The sequence below is a fragment of the Pseudomonas sp. GW822-FHT02G04 genome (assembly GCF_058802085.1).
In genome coordinates this window covers 1-24117 of sequence record NZ_JBXANU010000016.1, presented here as the reverse complement: position 1 = coordinate 24117, position 24117 = coordinate 1, and the positions used below count along the sequence as shown (strand labels likewise).

At 59.6% G+C, this 24117-nt stretch carries 17 protein-coding genes; 11 read left to right on the top strand and 6 right to left on the bottom strand.

The features are described from left to right. Positions 1 to 108: 108 nt before the first annotated feature. Both AC1RO5_RS19495 and AC1RO5_RS19490 read left to right on the top strand, forming a co-directional pair. A complete protein-coding gene (locus tag AC1RO5_RS19495) occupies positions 109 to 1257 on the top strand; it encodes a pyridoxal phosphate-dependent aminotransferase (protein WP_413696822.1) in 1149 nt (382 codons plus the stop codon). Further along, a complete protein-coding gene (locus AC1RO5_RS19490) occupies positions 1245 to 2036 on the top strand; it encodes an amidohydrolase (RefSeq protein WP_493177049.1) in 792 nt (263 codons plus the stop codon). Before AC1RO5_RS19495 ends, AC1RO5_RS19490 begins: the two co-directional genes overlap by 13 nt. 164 nt (positions 2037 to 2200) lie before the next feature. Here the strand turns inward: AC1RO5_RS19490 and leuA are convergent, their stop codons facing one another. From leuA to AC1RO5_RS19470, 4 genes are all read right to left on the bottom strand, one after another. Beyond that, positions 2201 to 3880 carry a 2-isopropylmalate synthase gene (gene leuA / locus AC1RO5_RS19485; RefSeq protein WP_007940449.1) on the bottom strand — a complete coding sequence of 560 codons (1680 nt, stop codon included), beginning with the start codon at positions 3878 to 3880 and terminating at the stop codon, positions 2201 to 2203. A gap of 480 nt (positions 3881 to 4360) precedes the next feature. Continuing rightward, the gene (locus AC1RO5_RS19480) at positions 4361 to 5182 is read right to left on the bottom strand and encodes a peptidoglycan DD-metalloendopeptidase family protein (RefSeq protein ID WP_493177048.1); all 822 of its coding nucleotides are present in this window, start codon (positions 5180 to 5182) and stop codon (positions 4361 to 4363) included. Between the two features lie 3 nt (positions 5183 to 5185). Further along, on the bottom strand, positions 5186 to 6565 hold the full coding sequence (gene xseA / locus AC1RO5_RS19475) for an exodeoxyribonuclease VII large subunit (protein WP_018927054.1): 1380 nt from the start codon (positions 6563 to 6565) through the stop codon (positions 5186 to 5188). 182 nt (positions 6566 to 6747) lie between these two features. Continuing rightward, complete coding sequence (locus AC1RO5_RS19470) at positions 6748 to 7644, bottom strand: LysR family transcriptional regulator (protein WP_493177046.1); 897 nt, start codon at positions 7642 to 7644, stop codon at positions 6748 to 6750. 100 nt (positions 7645 to 7744) lie between these two features. Here AC1RO5_RS19470 and AC1RO5_RS19465 point away from each other — a divergent pair, with 100 nt between their 5' ends. The 4 genes from AC1RO5_RS19465 to guaA all read left to right on the top strand — a co-directional run bounded on the left by AC1RO5_RS19465 (position 7745) and on the right by guaA (position 12435). Further along, positions 7745 to 8512 carry a sulfite exporter TauE/SafE family protein gene (locus AC1RO5_RS19465; protein WP_493177044.1) on the top strand — a complete coding sequence of 256 codons (768 nt, stop codon included), beginning with the start codon at positions 7745 to 7747 and terminating at the stop codon, positions 8510 to 8512. Between the two features lie 86 nt (positions 8513 to 8598). Next, a complete protein-coding gene (locus tag AC1RO5_RS19460) occupies positions 8599 to 9147 on the top strand; it encodes a sugar ABC transporter ATPase (protein ID WP_493177042.1) in 549 nt (182 codons plus the stop codon). A 141-nt stretch (positions 9148 to 9288) separates the two neighbouring features. Next, the gene (gene guaB / locus AC1RO5_RS19455) at positions 9289 to 10758 is read left to right on the top strand and encodes an IMP dehydrogenase (protein WP_007940455.1); all 1470 of its coding nucleotides are present in this window, start codon (positions 9289 to 9291) and stop codon (positions 10756 to 10758) included. Positions 10759 to 10857: 99 nt separating this feature from the next. After that, positions 10858 to 12435: a glutamine-hydrolyzing GMP synthase gene (gene guaA, locus AC1RO5_RS19450; protein WP_493177039.1), complete on the top strand. Its 1578-nt coding sequence runs from the start codon at positions 10858 to 10860 to the stop codon at positions 12433 to 12435. Positions 12436 to 12506: 71 nt separating this feature from the next. Here the strand turns inward: guaA and AC1RO5_RS19445 are convergent, their stop codons facing one another. After that, entirely contained in the window at positions 12507 to 15566 is a 3060-nt protein-coding gene (locus AC1RO5_RS19445) for a membrane-targeted effector domain-containing toxin (protein ID WP_493177037.1), read from the bottom strand. Between the two features lie 99 nt (positions 15567 to 15665). Then, positions 15666 to 16370 carry a trehalose operon repressor gene (gene treR, locus AC1RO5_RS19440; RefSeq protein ID WP_019647781.1) on the bottom strand — a complete coding sequence of 235 codons (705 nt, stop codon included), beginning with the start codon at positions 16368 to 16370 and terminating at the stop codon, positions 15666 to 15668. 237 nt (positions 16371 to 16607) lie between these two features. On the opposite strand from treR, the gene treP reads away from it, so the two are divergent. The 5 genes from treP (at position 16608) to AC1RO5_RS19415 (ending at position 23945) form a co-directional block, all read left to right on the top strand. Then, positions 16608 to 18050: a PTS system trehalose-specific EIIBC component gene (gene treP, locus AC1RO5_RS19435; protein WP_493177034.1), complete on the top strand. Its 1443-nt coding sequence runs from the start codon at positions 16608 to 16610 to the stop codon at positions 18048 to 18050. Between the two features lie 41 nt (positions 18051 to 18091). Continuing rightward, positions 18092 to 19741: an alpha,alpha-phosphotrehalase gene (treC, locus tag AC1RO5_RS19430; RefSeq protein ID WP_493177032.1), complete on the top strand. Its 1650-nt coding sequence runs from the start codon at positions 18092 to 18094 to the stop codon at positions 19739 to 19741. 93 nt (positions 19742 to 19834) lie between these two features. Continuing rightward, the gene (locus AC1RO5_RS19425; protein ID WP_493177030.1) at positions 19835 to 21058 is read left to right on the top strand and encodes a maltoporin; all 1224 of its coding nucleotides are present in this window, start codon (positions 19835 to 19837) and stop codon (positions 21056 to 21058) included. 62 nt (positions 21059 to 21120) lie between these two features. Then, positions 21121 to 23655, top strand: a complete 2535-nt coding sequence (gene ptsP / locus AC1RO5_RS19420) for a phosphoenolpyruvate--protein phosphotransferase (protein WP_493177028.1) — start codon at positions 21121 to 21123, stop codon at positions 23653 to 23655. 2 nt (positions 23656 to 23657) lie between these two features. Further along, entirely contained in the window at positions 23658 to 23945 is a 288-nt protein-coding gene (locus tag AC1RO5_RS19415; protein WP_493177026.1) for a PTS sugar transporter subunit IIB, read from the top strand. The last annotated feature ends 172 nt before the right edge of the window (positions 23946 to 24117 follow it).

Below are 24117 nucleotides of genomic sequence, written 5' to 3'. Positions count from 1 at the left end.
TTAGAAGAAGGGTGCCGGTTGGCGCCCTTTTTTTATGGGCGTCGTATGGGCTATCCTCGGGCTCTCCCGTGCCGCCGTTAGAGCCGGGTGTAGAGCAGGGAATCACCGATGATCACCAGTAAGCTGCCGAATGTCGGCATCACTATCTTCACGCAGATGTCTCAGCTCGCGGCGCAAACCGGGGCGATCAATCTGTCCCAGGGTTTTCCCGATTTCGACGGCCCGCAGGCCCTGCGCGATGCGGTCGGTCGGCATATCGCCAGTGGCCACAATCAATATTCGCCGATGACCGGTTTGCCGGCGTTGCGTCAGCAGATCGCGGCGAAGATCGCTCGCAGCTACGGCGCCCATGTCGATGCCGACAGCGAAGTGACGGTCACCCCTGGCGCGACCCAGGCGATCTTCTGCGCGATTCAGGCGGTAATCCACAGCGGCGATGAAGTGATCGTGTTCGATCCGTGCTACGACAGCTACGAGCCCTCGGTCGAGCTGGCCGGTGGTCGCTGTGTGCATGTGCAACTCGGCCTGAAGGACTTCGCCATCGACTTCCAGAAGCTCGCCGAAGCCCTGAGCCCGCGCACGCGGATGATCATCCTCAATACCCCGCACAACCCAAGCGGTGCGCTGATCAGCCGCGCCGAGCTGGATCAGTTGGCGGCATTGATTCGCGACCGCGACATCTATGTGATCAGCGACGAAGTCTACGAACACCTGGTGTTCGACGGTGTGCCTCACGCCAGCGTATTGGCCCATGAAGAGCTGTATCAGCGCGCTTTCGTGGTCAGTTCGTTCGGCAAGACGTATCACGTCACCGGTTGGAAAACCGGCTATGTCGTGGCGCCGCCGGCCCTTAGCGCGGAGCTGCGCAAGGTGCACCAGTACGTCAGTTTCTGCGGCGTGACGCCGTTGCAGTACGCGTTGGCCGATTACATGGCCGAGCACCCGGAACACGTCGAAGAGCTGCCGGGCTTCTATCAGGCCAAGCGCGATCTGTTCTGCGATCTGCTGACGCCGTCGCGCTTCAGTTTTACCCGCGTGGCCGGTACTTATTTCCAGTTGGTCGATTACTCGCAGATTCGCCCGGACCTCAATGACGTCGAGATGGCGCTGTGGATGACCCGCGAGCATGGCGTCGCGAGCATTCCGATCTCGGTGTTCTACCAGACTCCACCTGAAGGCCAGCGCCTCGTGCGTCTGTGCTTTGCCAAGCGCGAGGAGACCCTGCGTGAAGCAGCGGCAAAACTATGCGTGATCTGAGTACTCTGCCCAATCTGAATCTTGCGCTGATCCAGACCACCCTGGCCTGGCACGATCGTCAGGCCAATCTGGAGCATTTCGAGCCGTTGCTGGAACAGGCTCGCGGCGCGGACCTGATCATCCTGCCGGAGATGTTCACCACCGGTTTCTCCATGGAATCGGAAACCCTCGCCGAGCCGGAAAATGGCCCCACCAGTAAATGGATGCGGGCTCAGGCGGCGAAGCTGGGCGCGGTGGTGACCGGCAGCATCATCGTCCAGGCGGCTGACGGCAGCCATCGCAACCGTCTGCTGTGGGCACGGCCGGACGGGGAGGTGTGGCACTACGACAAACGTCATCTGTTCCGCATGGCGGGCGAGAACAACCACTACACCCCGGGCGAGCGTCAGGTGCAGTTCGAATTGAAGGGCTGGCGAGTGCGGCCGCTGATTTGCTACGACCTGCGCTTCCCGGTCTGGAGTCGCGATGCGCAAGACACTGATTTGCTGCTGTACACCGCCAACTGGCCGGGAGCACGGCGTCAGCACTGGAACCGTTTGCTGCCGGCACGGGCGATCGAAAACCTCTGCTATGTGGCGGCGGTGAACCGCATCGGTACCGATGGCAAAGGCTTTGCGTATACCGGTGACAGTCAGGTCCTGGATTTTCAGGGTGAGACGTTGCTCAGCGCAGGCGATGCCGATGGCGTGTTCAAGGTCGTGCTGGACGCGGCGGAACTGGCGGCTTATCGCACACGGTTCCCGGCGAATCTGGATGCGGATACCTTCGAGTTCACCTGACTGATCGTTCCCACGCTCTGCGTGGGAATGCAGCCCGTGACGCTCCGCGTCACTGGACGCGGAGCGTCCCTTGAGGCATTCCCACGCGGAGCGTGGGAACGATCAATAGCACAAAAAAAGGCCCCAAGGTTCTCACCCCGGGGCCTTTTGCATTGCAGTGAAGCTTATGCCGCTTTCGCTTCCGGCTGGCTCAGGGAACGGTTCAGTGCGCTGAACAGGGCCTTGAAGCTGGCGGTGGTGATGTTTTCGTCGATGCCGACGCCATGCACCGCACGCTCACCATTCACCCGCAGTTCAATGTAGGCCGCGGCCTTGGCATTGGTGCCCGCGCCGATGGCGTGTTCGTTGTAGTCCATGATTTCCACCGGGATCGGCAGACCGGCCACCAGTGCTTCCAGCGCACCGTTGCCCTTGCCACGCCAGTGCAGGTTGGTTTCGCCCTGACCTTTGCTGGAAACTTCGACTTCCACGGCGCTGTGACCGTTTTCTTCCTGTAAGCGATGGCTGACCAGCGCGTACGGGGTGTTGGCCTGCAAGTACTCGCTGTGCAGCAGTGCGTGGATCTGCTGGGCTGTCATCTCCAGGCCCAGGCGATCGGTTTCACGCTGCACGACCTGGCTGAACTCGATCTGCATGCGACGCGGCAAGCTGATGCCGTATTCCTGTTCCAGCAGGTAAGCGATACCGCCCTTGCCCGACTGGCTGTTGACGCGAATCACCGCCTCGTAGCTGCGGCCGATGTCGGCCGGGTCGATCGGCAGGTACGGCACTTCCCACAGGGCGTCCGGTTGCTGCTGGGCGAAGCCCTTGCGGATCGCATCCTGGTGCGAGCCGGAGAACGCGGTGTGAACCAGGTCGCCGACGTACGGGTGACGTGGGTGCACCGCAATCTGGTTGCACTCTTCGACGACTTTGCGCACGCCGTCGATGTCGGAGAAGTCCAGCTCAGGATCGACGCCCTGGGTGTAGAGGTTCAATGCCACGGTGACGAGATCGACGTTACCGGTACGCTCGCCGTTGCCGAACAGGCAGCCTTCTACACGGTCGGCGCCGGCCATCAGGCCCAGCTCGGTGGCGGCCACGCCGGTGCCACGGTCGTTGTGGGTGTGCAGGCTGATGATCACGCTGTCACGACGGTTGATGTGACGGCCGAACCATTCGATCTGATCGGCATAGATGTTCGGGGTGGCGCATTCGACGGTAGCAGGCAGGTTGAGGATCACCTTGTGCTCAGGCGTCGGGTTCCACACCTCGATCACCGCGTCGCAGACTTCCTTGGCGAATTCCAGTTCGGTGGCGCTGAAGGTTTCTGGCGAGTATTCGAAAGTCCACTCGGTGTCCGGCTGCTGGGCGGCATATTTGACGAACAGCTTGGCGGCGTTTACGGCGATGGCCTTGATCCCGTCCTTGTCCTGGTTGAAGACAATGCGGCGGAAGGAAGGGGAGGTCGCGTTGTACAGGTGAACGATGGCCTTCTTGGCACCGCGCAGGGATTCGAAGGTGCGCGCGATCAGGTCTTCACGGCCCTGGGTCAGCACCTGAATGGTGGTGTCGTCCGGGATGTGGCCGTCTTCGATCAGGGTACGCACGAAGTCGAAGTCGGTTTGCGAAGCGGCCGGGAACGAGGCTTCGATTTCTTTCACGCCAACGGATACCAAGGTCTTCCAGAAACGCAGCTTCTTGACCGCGTCCATTGGCTCGATCAGCGACTGGTTGCCGTCACGAAGGTCCGAGCTGCACCAGATCGGCGCGACGTCGATGGTCTTCGATGGCCAGGTGCGGTCCGGCAGGTTGATGGTCGGGAACGCGCGGTATTTCGAAGACGGGTCTTTGAGCATGCTCATTGGAAAATCCTTATTGTGTGGGCCGAAAAAAGGCGGCCTGCCGGTGGTTCAAATGTTCTGGTAAAGCGTCAGACGAGGCACCGCGATTCAGCCTGGCAGTCGTGCACTGACGAGGCACAGGCTGCGGTGCTGGCGGAGCTGAATGAGGGTGTGAGAGGTTTTCATGCCTTCAACCCTAACCGCGGGGGGAAAGGATGGCAAGCAGTCGAAAAACTTTGAGAGGAATAGTCGAAAAATACAGTTTGTCGCGATTTTATTGCTTGGAATGGCAGCGATTGTTTTTATGTTTGCGTGAGGTTTGAGCGATGCGCAATTAGAGGTTGACGGGCTGAGCGGAGTATCGAGGACCTGGAAGCTGAGTAGTTGCCTTGAAAGGATCGCAGCCTGCGGCAGCTCCTACAGGATATGCATACACCGCAATGTCGCGGGTGTACTCGGTCGATGTAGGAGTTGCCGCAGGCTGCGATCTTTTGATTTTAATCAGGGCTGAAACGCACCAATAAAAATCGCCGGATCTACCCGCGCATCGTTCAGGCTGACGTTCCAGTGCATATGCGGCCCGGTCGCGCGGCCAGTTGAGCCGACTTTCCCGACCACGTCACCACGCGCCAGTTGCTGGCCGACTTTCACGTCGATCTTCGACATGTGGCAGAACATGCTGATAAAGCCCTGGCCGTGGTCGACGAACACTGTATTGCCGTTGAAGAAGTAATTCCCGGTCAGGATCACCTTGCCGGCGGCCGGGGTTTTGATCGGCGTGCCGGCGGGCACTGCAAAGTCGAGGCCCGCGTGGGGATTGCGCTCTTCGCCATTGAAAAAGCGGCGCACGCCGAACTTGCTCGACAGCGGTCCGTTGACCGGTTTGTCCAGCAGCAGGTTGCTCGGGGTATTCGGGCTGAAGCTGCGGTAGGCACGGATCTGCTCGGCCAACTCGCCTTCGATGCGCTTGAGATTTTCCGGGTTCGGATTGACCTGTTGCGTATTCTTCAGGGTGATGTGCTGTTCCGGGTATTTCTTGTTGCCGACGGTGAAGCTCAGGTTGCGGCCACCGCTGCTAAGCGACTGGCTGCCCGGTTTGACCGTCAGCGGCACGCCAACGATGGCCAGCCAATTGTTCTGTTCCTTGACCACCAATACGGGCTTGCCTTGATAACTGGCTTTCGGCGCCTGGGCGGAGCTGCCCAGATCCACCACTGCCACGCCACCCGGCACCGGTTTGTTCAACAGGCGGGTGATGTAACTGTCGGCGTGGGCGTTGAAGGTCAGGCACAGCAATAGCAGCGGAGCGAAAAAACGCGGCATGGATCAATCCAGTAAAGAAAGGGTGACAGGCGTCAGGTGATTGTCTTCGACTCGCACCTGCAGTTCGCCGTCGCCGAGTTTGGCTTTCAGGCGCTGGCCGGTATGGGTTTGCGCGGCGCTGCGGATCGCGTTGCCGCGCTCGTCCAGCAGAATGCTGTAGCCACGAGCGAGGGTCGCCAACGGGCTGACCACATGCAGCGTCTGCATCTGACTTTGCAGTTGCAGACGACGGGATTTAAGCCCTTCGCGCATGGCCCGGGGCAGGCGCTCGGCGAGGCTATCGAGACGCTGGCGAAGCATCGCCAACTGCCGCCCGGGATGTTGCCCGGCGAGGCGGGTTTCCAGACGGATCAAGCGTTCGCGACGGGTGTTGAGGCTGCGTTCGAAGGCGCGGCGCAGACGCATGTCCAGATCATCCAGGCGTTGCGCTTGCTGACGCAGGCGTTCGCCGGGATGGCGCAAGCGGCGAGAGATGCCTTCCAGACGCAGCCGATCGCGCATCAAGCGGTCACGCATGCGCATCACCAGTCGTCGATGCAGGCTTTCGACCCGACGCACCAGATCGCTGGAGTCAGGCGCCAGCAGTTCGGCGGCGGCGGACGGAGTCGGGGCACGAACGTCGGCGACGAAGTCACTGATCGACACGTCGGTTTCATGGCCGACGGCGCTGACGATCGGTGTCACGCAGGCGTCCACGGCGCGGGCCACGGCTTCTTCGTTGAAACACCAAAGGTCTTCCAGCGAGCCGCCGCCACGGGCCAGGATCAACGCATCGAAACCACGGGCATCCGCCAGTTTCAGCGCGCGGACAATCTGCGCGGTGGCTTCGCGGCCTTGTACGGCGGTGGGGATCAGTGTCAGTTGCACCTGCGGCGCGCGGCGGCGGAATACGCTGATGATGTCGCGAATCACTGCGCCGGTGGGTGAACTGATGATGCCGATGCGTTGCGGGTGTGCTGGCAATGGCACTTTGCGCTCAGCACTGAACAGGCCTTCGGCGCTGAGTTTTTCCTTCAAAGCATCGAAAGCCAGACGCAGGGCACCGTCACCGGCCGGCTCCACGGTGTCGAGAATCAGTTGGTAGTCACCACGGCCTTCAAACAGTGAAACCTTGCCGCGAACCTTGACCGCCAGGCCATCCTTCAGCGCCTGGCGAACCCGTGCCGCGTTCTGCCGGAACAGTGCGCAACGCACCTGGGCGCCGCTGTCCTTGAGGGTGAAATACACATGGCCGGACGCCGGGCGGGCGAGGTTGGAGATTTCGCCTTCGACCCAGATGTTGCTGAACACGTCTTCTAGCAACACCCGCGCGCGGCCGTTGAGCTGGCTGACAGTCAGGACTTCCCGGTCCAGGCCGAGTCTTGCAAAGGGATCTTTAATCATGGGGCGCATGATAAAGGCAATCTCCTGCGCAATGCACGATCCCCCTGTTGACCGAGTACATCGGTGATCGAGCGGATGCACGCAAGTCCCGTAGGAGCTGGCGCAGCCTGCGATCTTTTGATCTTCAGCAATTCCAGTTCCGCCGCAAATCAAGATCAAAAGATCGCAGCCTTCGGCAGCTCCTACGCCGATCGGGTGAAGTGTTCAATGAATTGCTGAACCAGCGTCGTGGGACTCTGCCGACAGGCGAGGGCGACGGTGCTGTGGCAATCCGGATCGGCCAAGGGGAGAAAGTGGATATCAGGCGGCGCGATGTCCTGCATCGACTCCGGTAACAGCGCGATGCCGAACCCGGCCTGGATCAATTGCAGTTGCGTGGTTTTGCGCGACACCACCCGAGCCGCCTTGGGAAAGAACCCTTGGCGCATGCACAACTCGGCAGATAGATAGCTCAGGCCGCCACGCTGTGGATGAGGGATGGAAATAAACGCTTCATCCTTCAACTGTGCCAGATCGATGCCGTGCGTGGACTTATCCATAGCCAGCCGATGATTCGGCGGCACCGCCAGCAACAGACGCTCGCTGTACAGCGGAACAATCTGCACCCCTTCACGCTGACGCAGCACCGGCAGGCGCAACAGACCCACATCCAGGCGACCTTCGGCCAATTCTTCCAGTTGCGCTTCGGAGGACAGCTTGACGATGTCCATCGACACGCCAACGTGCTGATCCAGATAAACGCTGATGCCGCGCAGCAGTCGACCACTCATGGGCACGGTGCTTGAGTGGCTCAGGCGCAAGACGCCCAGTTGACCGGTGCCCACTTGAGTGGCCATTTCGCTGGCCTTGGTCAGTTCGTTCAGCAGGTTTCTGGCCCGAGGCAAAAAGGCTTCACCCGCTGCCGTCAGGCGGGGCTGGCGGGCAGTGCGTTCGAACAGCGGCGTTTGCAGGCGGGTTTCCATGTCCTTGATCTGCCGGCTCAAGGCTGACTGAGCAATAAACAGTCGTTCGGCCGCTGCGCTGAAGCTGCCGCTCTCGGCGATTTCCACGAAGTAACGCAATTGGCGGGTTGAAAACACCAGGTATGCCTTTTTGAGATGGGTGGTCGATTTTGAAGATATTAGTCGCAACGCCCGGCGCTGGCTAAAGTCATCACAGGAATAAAAGGAAGCCGTGTCGATGAATGTGCTGGAGTTGTTGAGCCAATGGCCGTGGGGTGTGGTGGATTGGTTGGTGATCGGATTGGGCGTTGCCCTGGCCTATATCGTGTTCGGCATTGCCGGTTTTGGTACCGCGCTGGTGGCGGGGCCGATTCTGATTCTGTTCATGCCGCTGTCGAAAATCGTGCCGCTGCTGGTGCTGCTGGATTTCGTCGCCGCGTTCGGCAACCTGCTGCCCTCGCGCCGGAATGTAGCGCGCCCCGAGTTGCTGCGACTGTTGCCGTGCATGGCGGTGGGTTGCACGTTGGGGGTGATTTTTCTGCTGAACCTGAAATCCGATGTGTTGCTGCTGTTGATGGGGCTGTTTATCAGTGCCTATGCGATTTACAGCCTGTGGATTAAAACCCGTCCGAGGCAATTGTCCGCAGGTTGGGCGGTGCCGATGGGCACGGTGGGCGGGATGTTCGGGGCGCTGTTTGGCAGTGGCGGTTTTTTATATGCGATCTATTTGAACAGTCGGTTGCCCAAGGACGAGGCCCGGGCCACCCAGAGTGCGCTGATCAGTTGCAGCACCGTGGTGCGTTTGAGCCTGTTTGCCGTCGCCGGGGTGTATGCCGAGCTACCCTTGTTGGTATTGGCGCTGTGTTTGTTGCCGGCGATGGCGCTGGGGCTGTGGATCGGCCGGCGCCTGACCATGAAATTGTCCCGCGAGGCTTTCGTGCGGCTGGTGACCTGGCTGGTGCTGGCCAGTGGGATTGCGTTGATCGGGCGTTATTTGAGTACTTGACCGGATTTCGTCAGGGATTAAGCTGCCGGCCGCCCTGACAATCGGCGCACCGCAGGAACATCCATTTGACGCAGTAGGCTTGCACCATGAATTCGCAAAGCATCATCGTCCCGAAAATCTCCACACTGCCGGTACACGAACCCCGGGCCCGGGCGGTCGTGCGGTGGCTGGTGCGCAAGAACATCATTAAAGAAGAGCTGACCACCTGTGGCCGCACCGGCAATCACATGGCCCACGCCATCGCCGACGGCGCCCGCTCCGTGGTCCTGCACCCTGAAGCGCTGCCGTTTGGCGAGCCGATCAATGGCCTGGAGATCATCACCAAGCGTTGCATCTATACGCCGGCCAAGGGCTTCCTCGAAGAAGCCGGCTGCGCCGAGTGCCGCAAGGAAATCGGCGAAGCGCTGTTCGAAAGCCTGGAAGACTGGATGCCGGGGCGCACCGATAACTTCACGTGCCCTGAATGCGGGCATGAAGACGACATCAACGGCTTTCTGTTTTTGCAGGAATGCGGCTTTTCCAGCCTGGGGTTCATCTTCAACAATTGGCTCGAGGCCGGGTTCAAGCAGGACTTCATCGATGAGTTTGCCGATTGGCTGGATCAGCCCGTGAGTTGGGTCAAAGTCGAACTCTAAATGCCGGCGTCGGTCCCGTACGGGGGATAATGTTTCTCCGTATGTCAGTAATGCCAATAATAGGCAGAGTTTTACATTGAACCCGAGGGGGTGTCTGACTATAATGGCGCGCTTCCATTTTCCCGCTCGGGAGCCCCCGCGATGCTGCGTATCAGCCAAGAAGCTCTGACATTCGACGACATTCTCCTAGTGCCCGGTTATTCCGAGGTGCTTCCTAACGAAGTCAGTCTCAAGACCCGCCTTACCCGTGGCATCGAGCTGAATATTCCACTGGTTTCCGCCGCTATGGACACCGTTACTGAAGCCCGTCTGGCAATCGCCATGGCTCAGGAAGGTGGCATCGGCATCATCCACAAGAACATGACCATCGAGCAGCAAGCTGCCGAAGTGCGCAAGGTCAAGAAGTTCGAAGCCGGCGTCGTCAAGGACCCGATCACCATCGAGGCTGATGCCACGGTTCGTGATCTGTTCGAACTGACCCGCCTGCACAACATCTCCGGCGTTCCGGTACTGCACGATGGCGACCTGGTCGGCATCGTCACTTCCCGTGACGTGCGCTTCGAAAACCGTCTGGACATCAGTGTCCGTGAAGTGATGACGCCCAAAGAGCGTCTGGTCACGGTCAAGGAAGGCGCCAACAAGAACGATGTGCGTGAATTGCTGCACAAGCACCGCATCGAGCGCGTGCTGATCGTCGACGACAAATTCGCCCTCAAAGGCATGATGACCGTCAACGACATCGAAAAAGCCAAGGCTTACCCGCTGGCCAGCAAGGACGATCAAGGTCGTCTGCGCGTTGGCGCTGCAGTCGGTACCGGTAAAGACACCGGTGACCGCGTAGCCGCCCTGGTCAACGCCGGCGTGGACGTGGTGGTGGTCGACACTGCCCACGGTCACTCCAAAGGCGTGATCGACCGCGTTCGCTGGGTTAAACAGAACTTCCCTGAAGTGCAGGTCATCGGCGGCAACATCGCCACCGGCGCTGCCGCCAAGGCCCTGGCCGAAGCTGGCGCAGACGCAGTCAAGGTCGGTATCGGCCCAGGCTCGATCTGCACCACCCGTATCGTCGCCGGTGTCGGCGTCCCGCAAATCAGTGCCATCGCCAACGTCGCCGCCGCCCTTGAAGGCACTGGCGTTCCGTTGATCGCCGACGGCGGCATCCGTTTCTCCGGTGACCTGTCCAAGGCCATCGTAGCCGGTGCCTCCTGCGTGATGATGGGCTCGATGTTCGCCGGTACTGAAGAAGCGCCGGGCGAGATCGAACTGTTCCAGGGCCGTTCGTACAAGGCTTACCGTGGCATGGGTTCGCTGGGCGCCATGTCCCAGGCTCAAGGTTCCTCCGACCGTTACTTCCAGGACTCCTCCGCGGGTGCCGAGAAGCTGGTTCCGGAAGGCATCGAAGGGCGTGTTCCTTACAAGGGCACCCTGAGCGCCATCATCCATCAACTGATGGGCGGCCTGCGTTCCTCGATGGGTTACACCGGCAGCGCCGACATCGAAGAAATGCGCACCAAGCCTGAGTTCGTGCGGATCACCGGCGCTGGCATGGCCGAGTCCCACGTTCACGACGTACAGATCACCAAAGAAGCGCCAAACTACCGCGTAGGTTGAGGCTTCAAGCAAATCGTTAAGCAACCGGGGCTGTTCTATTCAGCCCCGAGTTGTTTCTGAATCACGACTGTTTCTGAATTACTTAGACGAGACTGAATCATGGCCCTCGACATTCACGCTCACCGCATCCTGATCCTCGATTTCGGTTCCCAGTACACCCAACTGATCGCCCGCCGCGTGCGTGAAATCGGCGTTTACTGCGAACTGCATCCGTTCGACATGGACGAGGAAGCCATTCGCGAATTCGCTCCAAAAGGCGTGATCCTCGCCGGCGGCCCCGAGTCCGTACACGAAGCTAACAGCCCTCGCTGCCCGCAAGCAGTGTTTGACCTGGGCGTGCCAGTCTTCGGTATTTGCTACGGCATGCAGGCCATGGCCGAGCAACTGGGCGGCAAGGTTGAAGGTTCCGACCTGCGTGAGTTCGGTTACGCCCGTGTCGATGTGGTCGGCAAGAGCCGCCTGCTCGACGGCATCGAAGACCACATCGACGCCGATGGCCTGTTCGGCCTTGACGTCTGGATGAGCCACGGTGACAAGGTCACCAAGATGCCGGAAGACTTCCACATCCTGGCCAGCACCCCGAGCTGCCCGATCGCCGGTATGTTCAGCGATGAGCGTCGTTATTACGGCGTGCAGTTCCACCCGGAAGTGACCCACACCAAGCAAGGCGGTCGCATCCTGTCGCGCTTCATCCTCGATATCTGCGAGTGTGAAGCGCTGTGGACACCGTCGAAAATCGCTGAAGACGCCATCGCCCAGGTCCGCGCTCAGGTCGGCACCGACAACGTACTGCTCGGCCTGTCCGGCGGCGTGGACTCCTCGGTGGTTGCCGCGCTGCTGCACAAAGCCATTGGCGACCAACTGACCTGCGTCTTCGTCGACAACGGCCTGCTGCGTCTGCACGAAGGCGAGCAAGTGATGGCCATGTTCGCCGAGAACATGGGCGTCAAAGTGATCCGCGCCAACGCCGAAGAACAGTTCCTCGGTAACCTGGCGGGCGAGTCGGACCCGGAGAAGAAGCGCAAGATCATCGGCCGTACCTTCATCGACGTGTTCGATGCCGAATCCTGCAAGCTGGACAACATCAAGTACCTGGCCCAGGGCACCATCTACCCGGACGTGATCGAGTCGGCTGGCGCGAAAAGTGGCAAGGCACACGTGATCAAGTCGCACCACAACGTGGGCGGCCTGCCGGAAGAAATGAACCTCAAGCTGGTTGAACCGCTGCGCGAGCTGTTCAAAGACGAAGTCCGTCGTCTGGGCCTGGAACTGGGCCTGCCGTACGACATGGTCTACCGTCACCCGTTCCCGGGGCCGGGCCTGGGCGTGCGGATCCTCGGTGAAGTGAAGAAGGAATACGCCGACCTGCTGCGTCGTGCCGACCACATCTTCATCGAAGAACTGCGCAAGGCCGACTGGTACCACAAGGTCAGCCAGGCGTTCGTAGTGTTCCAGCCTGTGAAATCGGTTGGCGTTGTCGGCGATGGCCGTCGTTACGCCTGGGTCGTTGCCCTGCGTGCCGTGGAAACCATCGACTTCATGACCGCGCGTTGGGCGCACCTGCCTTACGAACTGCTGGAAACCGTCAGCGGCCGCATCATCAATGAAATCGAAGGCATCTCTCGCGTTACCTACGACGTGTCGAGCAAGCCGCCGGCGACGATTGAGTGGGAGTGATCCCGGTCTGACTGATCGTCTATAACACCTGAAAGGCCCCGTGAATGTGAGTTCACGGGGCCTTTTGCGTATCAGACAGCAAAAGTCGGCAGGCGTCCTTCCAGCGTCATGCCCATACGGCTGAGCGCGAGTGTGAGGCTGACAAGATTCGGGTAGTCGACCTGATGCACATCGGTCCAGGCCGGACGGTCGATCTTGAAGCCGCCAGTCCTCGACCGATTGATCACCGTTCGCACAAGAGCTCCGTTCCTGCTGCGATGAATCAACGTCAAGGTATCGCCCCATTTATCAATGGTAAACATGCCTTGACGGAACAGCAGCCGGTTGAGTTCAGCGGTGGTTTTTTGAGCAGCAGGCACAGGGGTCGGCATTTTCAGGCTGATGTCGGCATACAAGGTGTCAAAGTCACCGCGCATGAGTGGTTGTGCGGGCCCAACATTGCGGCCAACGTCGATACCATGGTCTATCTCCATCTGCAGGCTTTGGTCGGGAGCTACTTCTTCGATGCGCAGGCCGATCCCGCCCTCCATTTCGCTAATGCCGGCAATGTTCCTGAACGTATTGGTGTTCTCCTGGCCTGTCAGCACCACCCATTTTCCGGGGCCGCCGTAGGCTTCATTGGCCTGGATAATGGTGTGTGTGAGGTAGTTCTTGATGGATTGTTGCAATGTAGCGCCATAGGTACCTTCGTACCGATAGCTTGCCAGGCAGTCGGTCGCCTGGATTCGAATGCCGTACTGGCGCGCCGTTCTGACGACTTCAAGCGGGGTGAACTGCCCGGCAGGATCGCTTTGCAGCCGGGTTAGATACTCTTCCAGCATTGCGTCCATCGTTCCTGTTTCAGCGAAGTTGTTCAGGTCTACTTGACTGAAATCGTTGAGCAGACGCTGCATATAGATCGTCTTGACACCTTGTCGGGCCAGAGTCTCCATGTTCTCGATCAGGAATCGCATGCTGGCGATGCGGTCCTGACTTTCACCGATCACCAGGCCGGGCGCTGCCTCGAATATTTTCTCGATGAGCTCCGGGACGGTCGTGGTTGGCGTAATGACAGGCTGCACCGTACGCGCGGGCAATGTGGCAAAAAAGTCATTTGCAGAATGGAATTCACGCGCGTCTTTCACCAGTGCCGTGCGACGCTGGGCGACAAATTCTTCATAGGGAGAAACTCCCTTTATCGTCCCATCGGGAAGGTTGACGATTTTCACATGCGTTTCTTTTTTGCCCAGTGCCAGGTATCTCAGTGAGCGCCCATTGGGGGTATCGTATTTCGTCAGGTGGCTGAAAAATCTAGCAGGTGATCGGGCATGAGTGGGCACACGGGACGGTCCGGGAGCAGCCTTGCTCAGGCCTTTGCCGCCACCCTTCAAGCCGGCTTTGGGTGCCAGTTCCCATTCACCTTCGGCATTCAGGCGTACTGGAATTGACCCTGTCGAGGCGTGAGGATTTTCCGGGTCGATGATGGCCCACGTACCGCCGCCGTTGACGTCGGCTTCGTAGCGCACGTAGTAAGCCTGGTCATTCATCAGGATGGCATTGGAAGGGTTGGATTCCAGCGAGTAGATGCCCTGGTACTTGCCGCTTGTGGCGAGAGGGGTATGGCTTTCAAGGATCTCATTGCTTTGCCAGTGATCCGGTACTTCAACGGTCTGGTCGGGTTCCTTTGCCAGGGGCGTGAGCTCGTCAATAAGAGGGGTTGCTCTCTGTGAACTGTCAGACGCTTGAGGCGCCTGTTCGCCCACCGGTTCATCCGGATCAACCGTCTTCTTCAGATCTGCCATCTCGGCCGCTTCCGCGGCATCGACCGACGCCCCCGCTTCCTCCAATACACTGACTTCCTTGAGCAGCGGGATGTTGAACAATGCATTGATGCCATCGAGTACCGCACCGATGATGCCAGCCTTGCGTTCCGCTGTGGTTTTGCCATTCACCGCTTTGTCGATGTTCAAGCCCATCGCCGCGATGCTGGCCCCGATCACTGGCAATGCGATCGGCCAGCCGAGGATCGCCAATGGGCCGAATACATGCAGGCCGACGGTTAAGTAACCTAGCCATAGCTGTTTGCGCATCTGGCCGTTACTGATCAGTGTCAGATCGGCCTCTTCCAGCATCGCACTTTGTACGGCCCGGCTCTGCCAGATGAACGCATCGCCGCTGATAGTGATGTTTTTCTGATTGATCAAGTGGTGATCGTATTTACCCCAGGTGCCGACCAACTGATTCATCAGCAGGGTGATGTTGTCGTGGACTTCCTTGCGTACCGACAGCGGGAAATGGGTCATGAATTCGCTGCGGGCTTGCTCTTCGTTCATTTGAAGCAGCATCCACCAGTGCATATCTGTCGGTGTCGGGTGCACGTGAAAGGCTTGCGGCGCGCCGGGAACATAGGTGATCTGCCTACCGTTGCCGGCAACAATGCGCAAAATATCGGTGGCGACATGTCCAGCTACATCCAGGGCGCACATGGTGATACCTGTAGGGGCGGCGGATTCGGCCTGCAGCGTTGCCAAGGTGATCGGCCAGACTGGTTCACTGACGACGGCCCTGACGACAGTCTGAAAATCTTCTTCTTCCAGTTGGCCGTTTTGCCGAGCCTCGACGGCTTTGGTGAGGTAATTGCATTTGGCCAAGGTCCGGAAGTCATCGAAATGAGAGGTCCAGAAGGCATTCAGTTTGTTCAGATAGTGGTCACTGAGGCTCATCTCCCACAGGTCCGCGAGGACCTTGCTGGGGTACATCCGCACTTCATTGGTTTCGTTGAAAATGCTGGCGTTTGCATCTTCGGAGTAAAAGCCGCCATTACCGTTCAGCTCGAGGGCGTCGTCTTGATCGGTAACGCGGTATCGGTGAATGACCAGCTGCGTCAAGGTCAATGACTCAATGGGTTTTGGGTAGTGTTCCCACCCTAGGAATGTCTGGTCGTTACTGACCGAGGTATTGTCAAAACGATGCCACCAGACCTGATCCGGGTCTCTGTCGGTGATGCCATGTTTTTTCAGTATTTCGCTGGCCACCGCATGGGCTTCTTCTTGCAAGCCCGGGCAGGCAGCGACGATGACGGGGGCAATCGTTTTAAGCTGTTCCTTGTCGGCAGCATTGGGTAACGCTTCAGTACTCTGATCAACAGGCATGCTCTCGCTCCTTGAGAAATGGGCCGTGAGGATTACCCATTTAGTCAAAGCAAGTGCACTACATAGTTATGCCCAAACGTGATTGATAAGAAGGTAGGGTCAGCGCCGGGCCACGTCCGAAAAGTAGAACTTGTCGAGGGTATGCCGCGATTCGGTGTATTCGAATTGACGACCGTCCTGCAGGAAGGTCTGGTTGCTGACCACAATCACATGGCTCTGGCCGTCGAGGTCCAGGTGTTGCTGGTCGTCCTTGCTGCGGGGCACCGCTTCGATGGTGCGCTGGGCGTAGGCGATTTGCAGTTGCAGGGTTTGCTCGATGAAGGCGTAGATCGAGTGCTCGGCGATGTCGCGGGACAAGCCGGGAATCACGTCGCTGACGAAATGGTTGATGTCCAGGATCACGCGTTTGCCGTCGATCCGCCGCACGCGTTTGATCCGGGTGATCAGGCTACCCTCTTCGGCCTTGATGTGTTCGAGCAGCGGGCCTTCGAGGGGAATCTGGGTGAACTCGACCACTTCGGTGCTGACGTCGTTGCCCAGTCGCGGGTAGGTTTCCTGGAAGCTGACGATGCCGCCGAGCTGAAACTCGATCGGGTTGGTGGACAGCACGAAGGTGCCTTTGCCGTGGACTTTCTGGGCGAAACCGCGCTCCTGCAATTGCTCGATGGCCTTGCGCACGGTGCCGCGGCTGGCCTGATAGCTGTCCATCAGTTCAGTTTCGGAAGGCAATCGGGCGCCGCGTTCCAGACGTTCGGTGGTGATGCTGGCAAGCAGATCGCTGTAGATCTGGTTGTATTTACTCATGGGGATGGCTCTGTGCCGCGTTGTGCTCAAGGTTTTGAACCTTAAGGGCAGGGTAGGGGTTTGTCCATGCGGCTTTGGGTTTCTTTGACTTCGGAGGTAGGAAATATCGCCGCCTGTCGGGTTCAGGATAAACAAAATCAAACTCGTCTGTACGAGTTGTTGCTTTAACTCGTACAGACGAGTATTTTTCGCATCGGCGTGCTGCCAATAACAAAAAACTACAGCGGAAGAACAAGCATGAGCCATGACTATCCGAACATCGTCACCGAGCTGCTGCACAGCCTCGGTGGCAGCGACAACCTCGAGCAGGCCGCGCATTGCGTCACACGGCTGCGCCTGGCCCTCAAGGACTCGAGCCTGGTCAACAGTGCCACGCTGAACCAGATCGATCTGGTCAAGGGTTCGTTCTATACCGGTGGCCTGTTCCAGGTGGTGATCGGTCCCGGCGAGGTGGAAAAGGTCTACGCCGAGCTGCGCCGGCAAACCGGTCTCGCCGTCTCGACCATCGCTGACGTCAAACAGAAAAGCGCCGACAAGATCAACGCCATGCAGCGACTGGTGCGGGTGTTTTCCGACGTGTTCATGCCGATTCTCCCGGCGCTGATCATTGCCGGCCTGCTGATGGGCATCAACAACCTGATCGGCGCCAAGGGCATGTTCATCGAGGGCAAGACCCTGCTGGACGCTTATCCCAAGCTTGACGGGCTCTGGAGCCTGATCAACCTGATGGCCAACACATCCTTCGTGTTCCTCCCGGCGCTGGTGGGCTGGTCGGCGGCCAAGCGCTTTGGCGGCAGCGAAATCCTCGGCATTGTGCTCGGCCTGATGCTGGTGCACCCGGACCTGCTCAACGCCTGGAACTACGGCAAAGCGGTGGCCGGGCTTGAGGGTCAGAGCTTGCCGTACTTCGACATCCTCGGTGTGTTCCAGATCGAGAAAGTCGGTTATCAGGGGCAAATCCTGCCGATCCTGCTGGCAGCCTATGTGATGAGCGTCATCGAAAAATGGCTGCGGGCACGGGTGCCTAATGCGGTGCAGTTGCTGGTGGTGCCGATCACCACCATCGTCGTCACCGGTGTGCTGGCGCTGGCGGTAATTGGTCCGGTGACTCGCCATCTGGGAATTCTCATCACTGAAGGCGTAGTCACCCTGTTCGACCTGGCGCCGATGGTTGGCGGGGCGATTTTCGGTCTGCTCTACGCACCGCTGGTGATCACCGGCATGCACCACATGTTTCTGGCGGTCGACCTGCAACTGATCTCCACCCAGGGCGGCACGTTCATCTGGCCGATGATCGTCATGTCCAACCTCGCCCAGGGCAGCGCGGCACTGGGAGTGTTCTACATGACCCGTAATGTGCGGGACAAAAGCATGGCCTCGACCTCGGCAATTTCTGCCTACTTCGGCATCACCGAACCGGCCATGTTCGGGGTCAACCTGCGCTACAAGTTTCCGTTCTATGCGGCCCTGATCGGCTCGGCCCTAGGCTGCATCTTCCTGTCGCTGAACAAGGTCCAGGCCTCGGCGATCGGCGTCGGCGGCTTGCCCGGTTTCATCTCGATCATCCCGCAGTTCATCCCGATGTTCGTGGTCGGGATGGTGATTGCCATGGTCGTGCCGTTTGTCCTGACCTGCGGGTTGAGCATGAAGATTGTCCGGCCTGGGTATCGGGTCGCCTGATAGATCGCATTCGCCAGTACATATTCAAAAAGGAACCCGCCATGCAAGACTGGCAACGTTCGGTGATCTACCAGATCTACCCGAAGAGTTTTCACAGCCACGCCGGCAACCCCACGGGGGATTTGCTCGGCGTCGTGGCCAAGCTCGATTACCTGCACTGGTTGGGTGTCGATTGCCTGTGGATCACGCCGTTCCTGCGTTCACCCCAGCGCGACAACGGTTACGACATCAGCGATTACTACGCCATCGACCCGAGCTACGGGACCATGGCCGACTGCGAATTGCTGATCGCCGAAGCCGCCAAGCGCGGGATCAAGCTGATGCTCGACATCGTGGTCAACCACACCTCGATCGAACACACCTGGTTCCAGCAGGCCCGCAGCTGCCTCGATAACCCTTACCGTGACTTCTACATCTGGCGCGATGAGCCGAATAACTGGGAATCCAAGTTCGGCGGTTCGGCCTGGGAGTACGAAGCCCAGACCGGTCAGTACTACCTGCACCTGTTCGACCATACGCAGGCCGACCTGAACTGGGACAACCCCAAGGTGCGTGCCGAAGTCTTCAAGATGATGCGTTTCTGGCGCGACAAGGGCGTGGGCGGTTTCCGTCTGGACGTGATCAACCTGATTTCCAAACCGGCGGATTTCCCCGAGGACAACACCGACGGTCGACGCTTTTACACCGACGGCCCGAACGTCCACGAGTACTTGCAGCAGATGCACCGCGAAGTGTTCGAAGGTCATGACCTGATCAACGTCGGCGAGATGTCGTCCACCAGCCTGGAACACTGCATTCGCTACTCGCGACCGGAGTCGAAAGAGCTGTCGATGACCTTCAACTTTCATCACTTGAAGGTTGATTACCCGAACCTGCAAAAGTGGATTCGTGCCGATTTCGATTTCCTTGAACTCAAGCGCATCCTCTCCGACTGGCAGACCGGCATGCAGGCCGGCGGTGGCTGGAATGCGCTGTTCTGGTGTAACCACGACCAGCCGCGGGTGGTCTCGCGGTTTGGTGATGACGGCGAGCATCGGGTGGTGTCAGCGAAGATGCTCGGCACGGCGCTGCATTTCCTCCAGGGCACGCCATTTGTGTATCAAGGTGAAGAGCTGGGCATGACCAATCCGGGCTTCGATCACATCGATCAGTACCGCGATGTCGAGACCCTGAACATCTTCCGGCTCAAGCGCGAGGCCGGTGCGAGTGACGCCGACAACATGGCGGCGATCATGCAGAAGTCCCGGGACAACAGTCGCACGCCGATGCACTGGAGCGCCGAGCCGAACGCCGGTTTCAGCGCTGTCGAACCGTGGATCGGGGTGCCGGCCAATGCCGCGCAAATCAACGTCGCCCACCAACTCGACGATCCTGATTCGGTGCTGCATCACTACCGTCAGCTGATTGCCCTGCGCCGCAGTGAAGCGCTGATGTCCGACGGTGTGTACCGGCAGTTGTTGCCTGAACACAGACAAATCTGGGCGTACGTGCGGGAAGGCAATGGCGAGCGTTTGCTGGTGCTGAACAACTTTTATGGCACGCCGTGCGAGGTCGAACTGCCGCCAGAGGTGATCAGCGAAGCGATGGCGCAGCGTCTGGTGATCAGCAATTACCCGGACTGTCCGCCACGACATCGGCAGGTCTTTTTACGGCCCTATGAGTCGTTCGTTCTGCACCTGACCAACAACTAAAAACAACGTTTAAAAACACACGCAGAACGTTGCGCGGGGGAGTTTTGCGCGCCGGTTTTGCTGCATCACACAATAAAAATAATGAGGTGGTTCTTGAAGATAACAATAAATCGCAGCCTTGCAGTCGCGGGTGTGTGCCTGGGGTTACCGTTGTCGGCTCAGGCGCTGGACTTCGCCGGCTATTTGCGTAGCGGTGTCGGCACCTCGGTCAACAGCAGTTCGCAGTCGTGCTTTCAATTGCCGGGCGCACAATCGAAATACCGCCTGGGCAACGAATGCGAACAGTATGCGGAGCTGGAATTGCGTCAGGATCTGTTCACGCTGGACGATGGTTCGGTGCTCAGTGTCGACGGCATGGCTTCGCTGTATAACCAGTACGACCGCAGCCTGACGTTCAACGGCGACAACGGCTCGGTGCGCATGCCGCAGCTGTATGCGCAATGGTCGAACATGCCCAGCCTCAATGGTGGTTCGCTGTGGGCCGGCCGGCGTTACTACAAACGGAACGACATCCATATTTCCGACTTCTACTACTGGAACCAGAGCGCTACCGGCGGCGGTATCGAAGACGTGCTGATCGGCGATCTGAAGTACAGCTACGCCTTCTCGCGCAAGGACAACCTGTACCAGAAGGACTACATCAACCGTCACGATTTCAACGTCGCCGGCTTCAACACCAACCCCGGCGGCGAGTTGGAATTCGGCTTGAGCTACATCGACAAACCCGACAGCCGTGACGCTCACCGTGGCTGGGCGATCACCACCCAGCATGTGCAGAAGGGCTTTCTGGGCGGCAAGAACAAACTGGCCTTCCAGTACGGCGAAGGCCCGGGCACCGGGTTGGGCTATACCGGTAACGTGAAACTGGACGACAGCAGTAAAAGCTATCGCGTGGTGGAGTTCTTCGACTGGCAAGTGACGCCGCGCTTCGGCGGGCAGGTCGAGGCGGTTTATCAGAAGGACATTCGCCCTGACGGCGCCGACCAGAACTGGATTTCCCTCGGAATTCGCCCGGCCTATGCGATCACCGAGCAAATCAAACTGGTGACCGAACTGGGCCACGATCAGGTCGAGGCCACCGGCGGCACGCGCAAACTGAGCAAGTTCACCATCGCCCCGACCTGGTCGCCCAAGGGCCCGGATTTCTGGGCGCGCCCGGAAGTGCGTCTGTATTACACCTATGCCAGCTGGAACGAGGCGGCCAAACGGGCGGCCAATGAACTGGCGGCAGGTTCGGCGTTATCCGACACCGGCGCCTTCGGCACGGCACGGCATGGTTCGAACGTCGGATTGCAGGTCGAGTATTGGTGGAAATAAGCGATGCTGTCGGGGCCTCGCGCTCCATCGGCACTTCAAAGAACAAAACAGCAGGTGACGTCATGGCCACACCCCAACAATTGCAACTGCTGGCACCCTTGTCCGGCGTGCTGATGCCGCTGGACCAGGTGCCCGATCAGGTGTTTTCCAGTCGCGTGATCGGCGACGGTCTGTGCATTGATCCGACCTCGCAAACCTTGTGCGCTCCGCTGGCCGGAGTGATCAGCAATGTGCAGGCCAGCGGGCATGCCGTCAGCATCACCGACGACAACGGTGTGCAGGTGTTGATGCACATCGGCCTCGACACCGTGAACCTGGCCGGCAAGGGCTTCACCCGGTTGGTGGAGGAAGGTCAGCGGGTTGAGGTGGGACAGGCGCTGATTGAGTTCGATGCCGATTACATCGCCTTGAACGCCCGCAGTTTGTTGACCTTGATGTTGGTGGTCAGCGCAGAGCCGTTCACCTGGCTGGCGCCGGAAACGGGTGTAGTGCAAAGCGGTCAGCCACTGCTGAGTCTGAATCCATCCGAAGAGGGGGCCGATGAGCGAGTGCCGGAGGAGGGCGAGGCACTGTTCTCCAAACCGCTGACGCTGCCCAATCTCAATGGTTTGCACGCCCGCCCTGCGGCGGTGTTTGCCCAGGCAGCGAAAGGTTTTTCGGCGAGTATTTGCCTGCATAAACAGCAGGACAGCGCGAACGCCAAATCCCTGGTGGCGATCATGGCGTTGCAGACCGCTCACGGCGACATCGTGCAAGTCAGCGCGGCGGGCGCGGATGCCGAAGTGGCGATCAAGACCCTGGCCGAGTTGCTGGCCGCCGGTTGCGGAGAAGCCGTGACGGTGATGGCAGAGGTTGAGCCGGTTGTGGCTGATGCGTCATCGCTGAAGGTGCTGCGCGGCGTCTGTGCATCGGCGGGGTCGGCGTTTGGTCAGGTGGTGCAGATCGCGCAGCAGACCCTTGAAGTCATTGAATCCGGTCGGGGCGCGCAAGTTGAGCGCGAGCACCTGTACCGTGCCTTGGCGGCGGCGGTCCTGGACCTGCAGCAGTTGCGTGACCAGGCCACGGGTGACGCCCAGGCAGATATCTTCAAGGCGCATCAGGAACTGCTCGAAGACCCAAGCCTGCTGGATCAGGCCCTGGCACTGATCGACGCCGGCAAAAGCGCCGGTTTCGCCTGGCGGGCGGCCACCGAGTCGACAGCCGCCTTGTTCAAAAAACTGGGCAATGCCTTGCTGGCCGAACGGGCCGCGGATTTGGCCGACGTCGGTCAACGGGTACTCAAGTTGATTCTCGGTGTAGAGGATCATGCGTTGGAGTTGCCGGAAGGGGCGATTCTGATTGCCGAGCAACTGACCCCTTCGCAGACGGCAGGCCTGGACACGCGCAAGGTGCTGGGGTTCGCGACGGTCGGCGGTGGTGCCACCAGCCACGTGGCGATTCTCGCCCGGGCCTTCGGCTTGCCGGCGATCTGCGGTTTGTCGGTTCAGGTGCTGGCACTGGCCAATGGCACCCGGGTTTTGCTCGATGCCGACAAAGGCGAGTTGCAGCTGGATCCCGAGCTGGTTGCCATTGAGCAGTTGCAAGCCAATCGTCAGCGACAAAAGAAACGCCAGCAATACGAGCTGGAAAATGCCGCACGGGCTGCCTGTACCCGCGATGGTCATCACTTTGAAATCACCGCCAACATCGCTTCGCTTGCCGAAGCCGAACAGGCCATGACGCTGGGCGGCGAGGGCGTCGGTCTGTTGCGTTCGGAGTTTCTGTATCTGGATCGCAATCATGCGCCGAGCCATGACGAGCAAGCGTCCACTTACAGCGCTATCGCCCGAGCATTGGGGCCAACGCGCAATCTGGTGGTGCGGACCCTGGATGTCGGCGGTGACAAACCATTGGCCTACGTGCCGATGGACCGCGAAACCAACCCGTTTTTGGGTATGCGCGGCATTCGTTTGTGCCTGGAGCGTCCGCAGCTGCTGCGCGATCAGTTCAAGGCGATCCTGAGCAGCGCCGGGCTGGCTCGCTTGCACATCATGTTGCCGATGGTCACGCAGTTGTCGGAGTTGCGGCTGGCCCGTCAGCTGCTTGAAGAGGAGGCGCTGGCAGCAGGGCTCACGGAACTGCCGAAACTGGGGATCATGATCGAAGTACCGGCAGCGGCGCTGATGGCTGATCTGTTTGCGCCCGAGGTGGATTTCTTCTCCATCGGCACCAACGACCTGACCCAGTACACCCTGGCCATGGACCGCGATCACCCGCGGCTGTCCAGCCAGGCTGACAGCTTTCATCCGTCGGTGCTGCGCTTGATCGCCGGTACCGTGAAAGCCGCCCATGCCCATGGCAAATGGGTCGGTGTGTGTGGCGCCCTGGCTTCGGAACATCTGGCGGTGCCGTTGTTGCTGGGGCTTGGCGTGGATGAGTTGTCGGTGAGCGTACCGCTGATTCCGGCGATCAAGGCGGCGGTTCGCGAAGTGGACCTGCTGGACTGCCAGGCCATCGCCCAGCAAGTGCTGGGGCTGGAAAGTGCCGAGCAGGTGCGCGAGGCATTGCGGCTGCACCACGAGGCGACGGTAGATACTTCACTGGTTCTGGAGAACTGAGCATGTTCGAGAAAATGCAGCGGGCGTTCTGGAAAGCATTGACCCCGGACCTGGTGGTGGATGAGCCGAAAGCGGTGGCTCAAGCCGTTTCTGGTCTGGCGCCGAAAGTCGTGGCCGCCCTGGGCGGTGTGGATAACCTCAAGTCGCATCAGCCCGTGGCGCTGACCCGGATGCGGGTGGAGTTGCGGGATGTGGCGCGGATGGACCGGCAGGCGTTGACGGCGGCTGGAGTGCCAGGCGTCATGATGCTGGACGGTGGAGTGGTGCATCTGCTCACCGGCCTTCAGTGATCGTTCCCACGCTCTGCGTGGGAATGCCGCCACGGACGCTCCGCGTCCGCTCTAAGTGACGCGGAGCGTCATGAGGTGCATTCCCACGCGGAGCATCACTAGTGTCCGGTAAAACCTTTTCAGAGCTGAAGGCTGCCTTGGGCAGCCTTCAGCTCTGTTCGCTTTTGCCTTC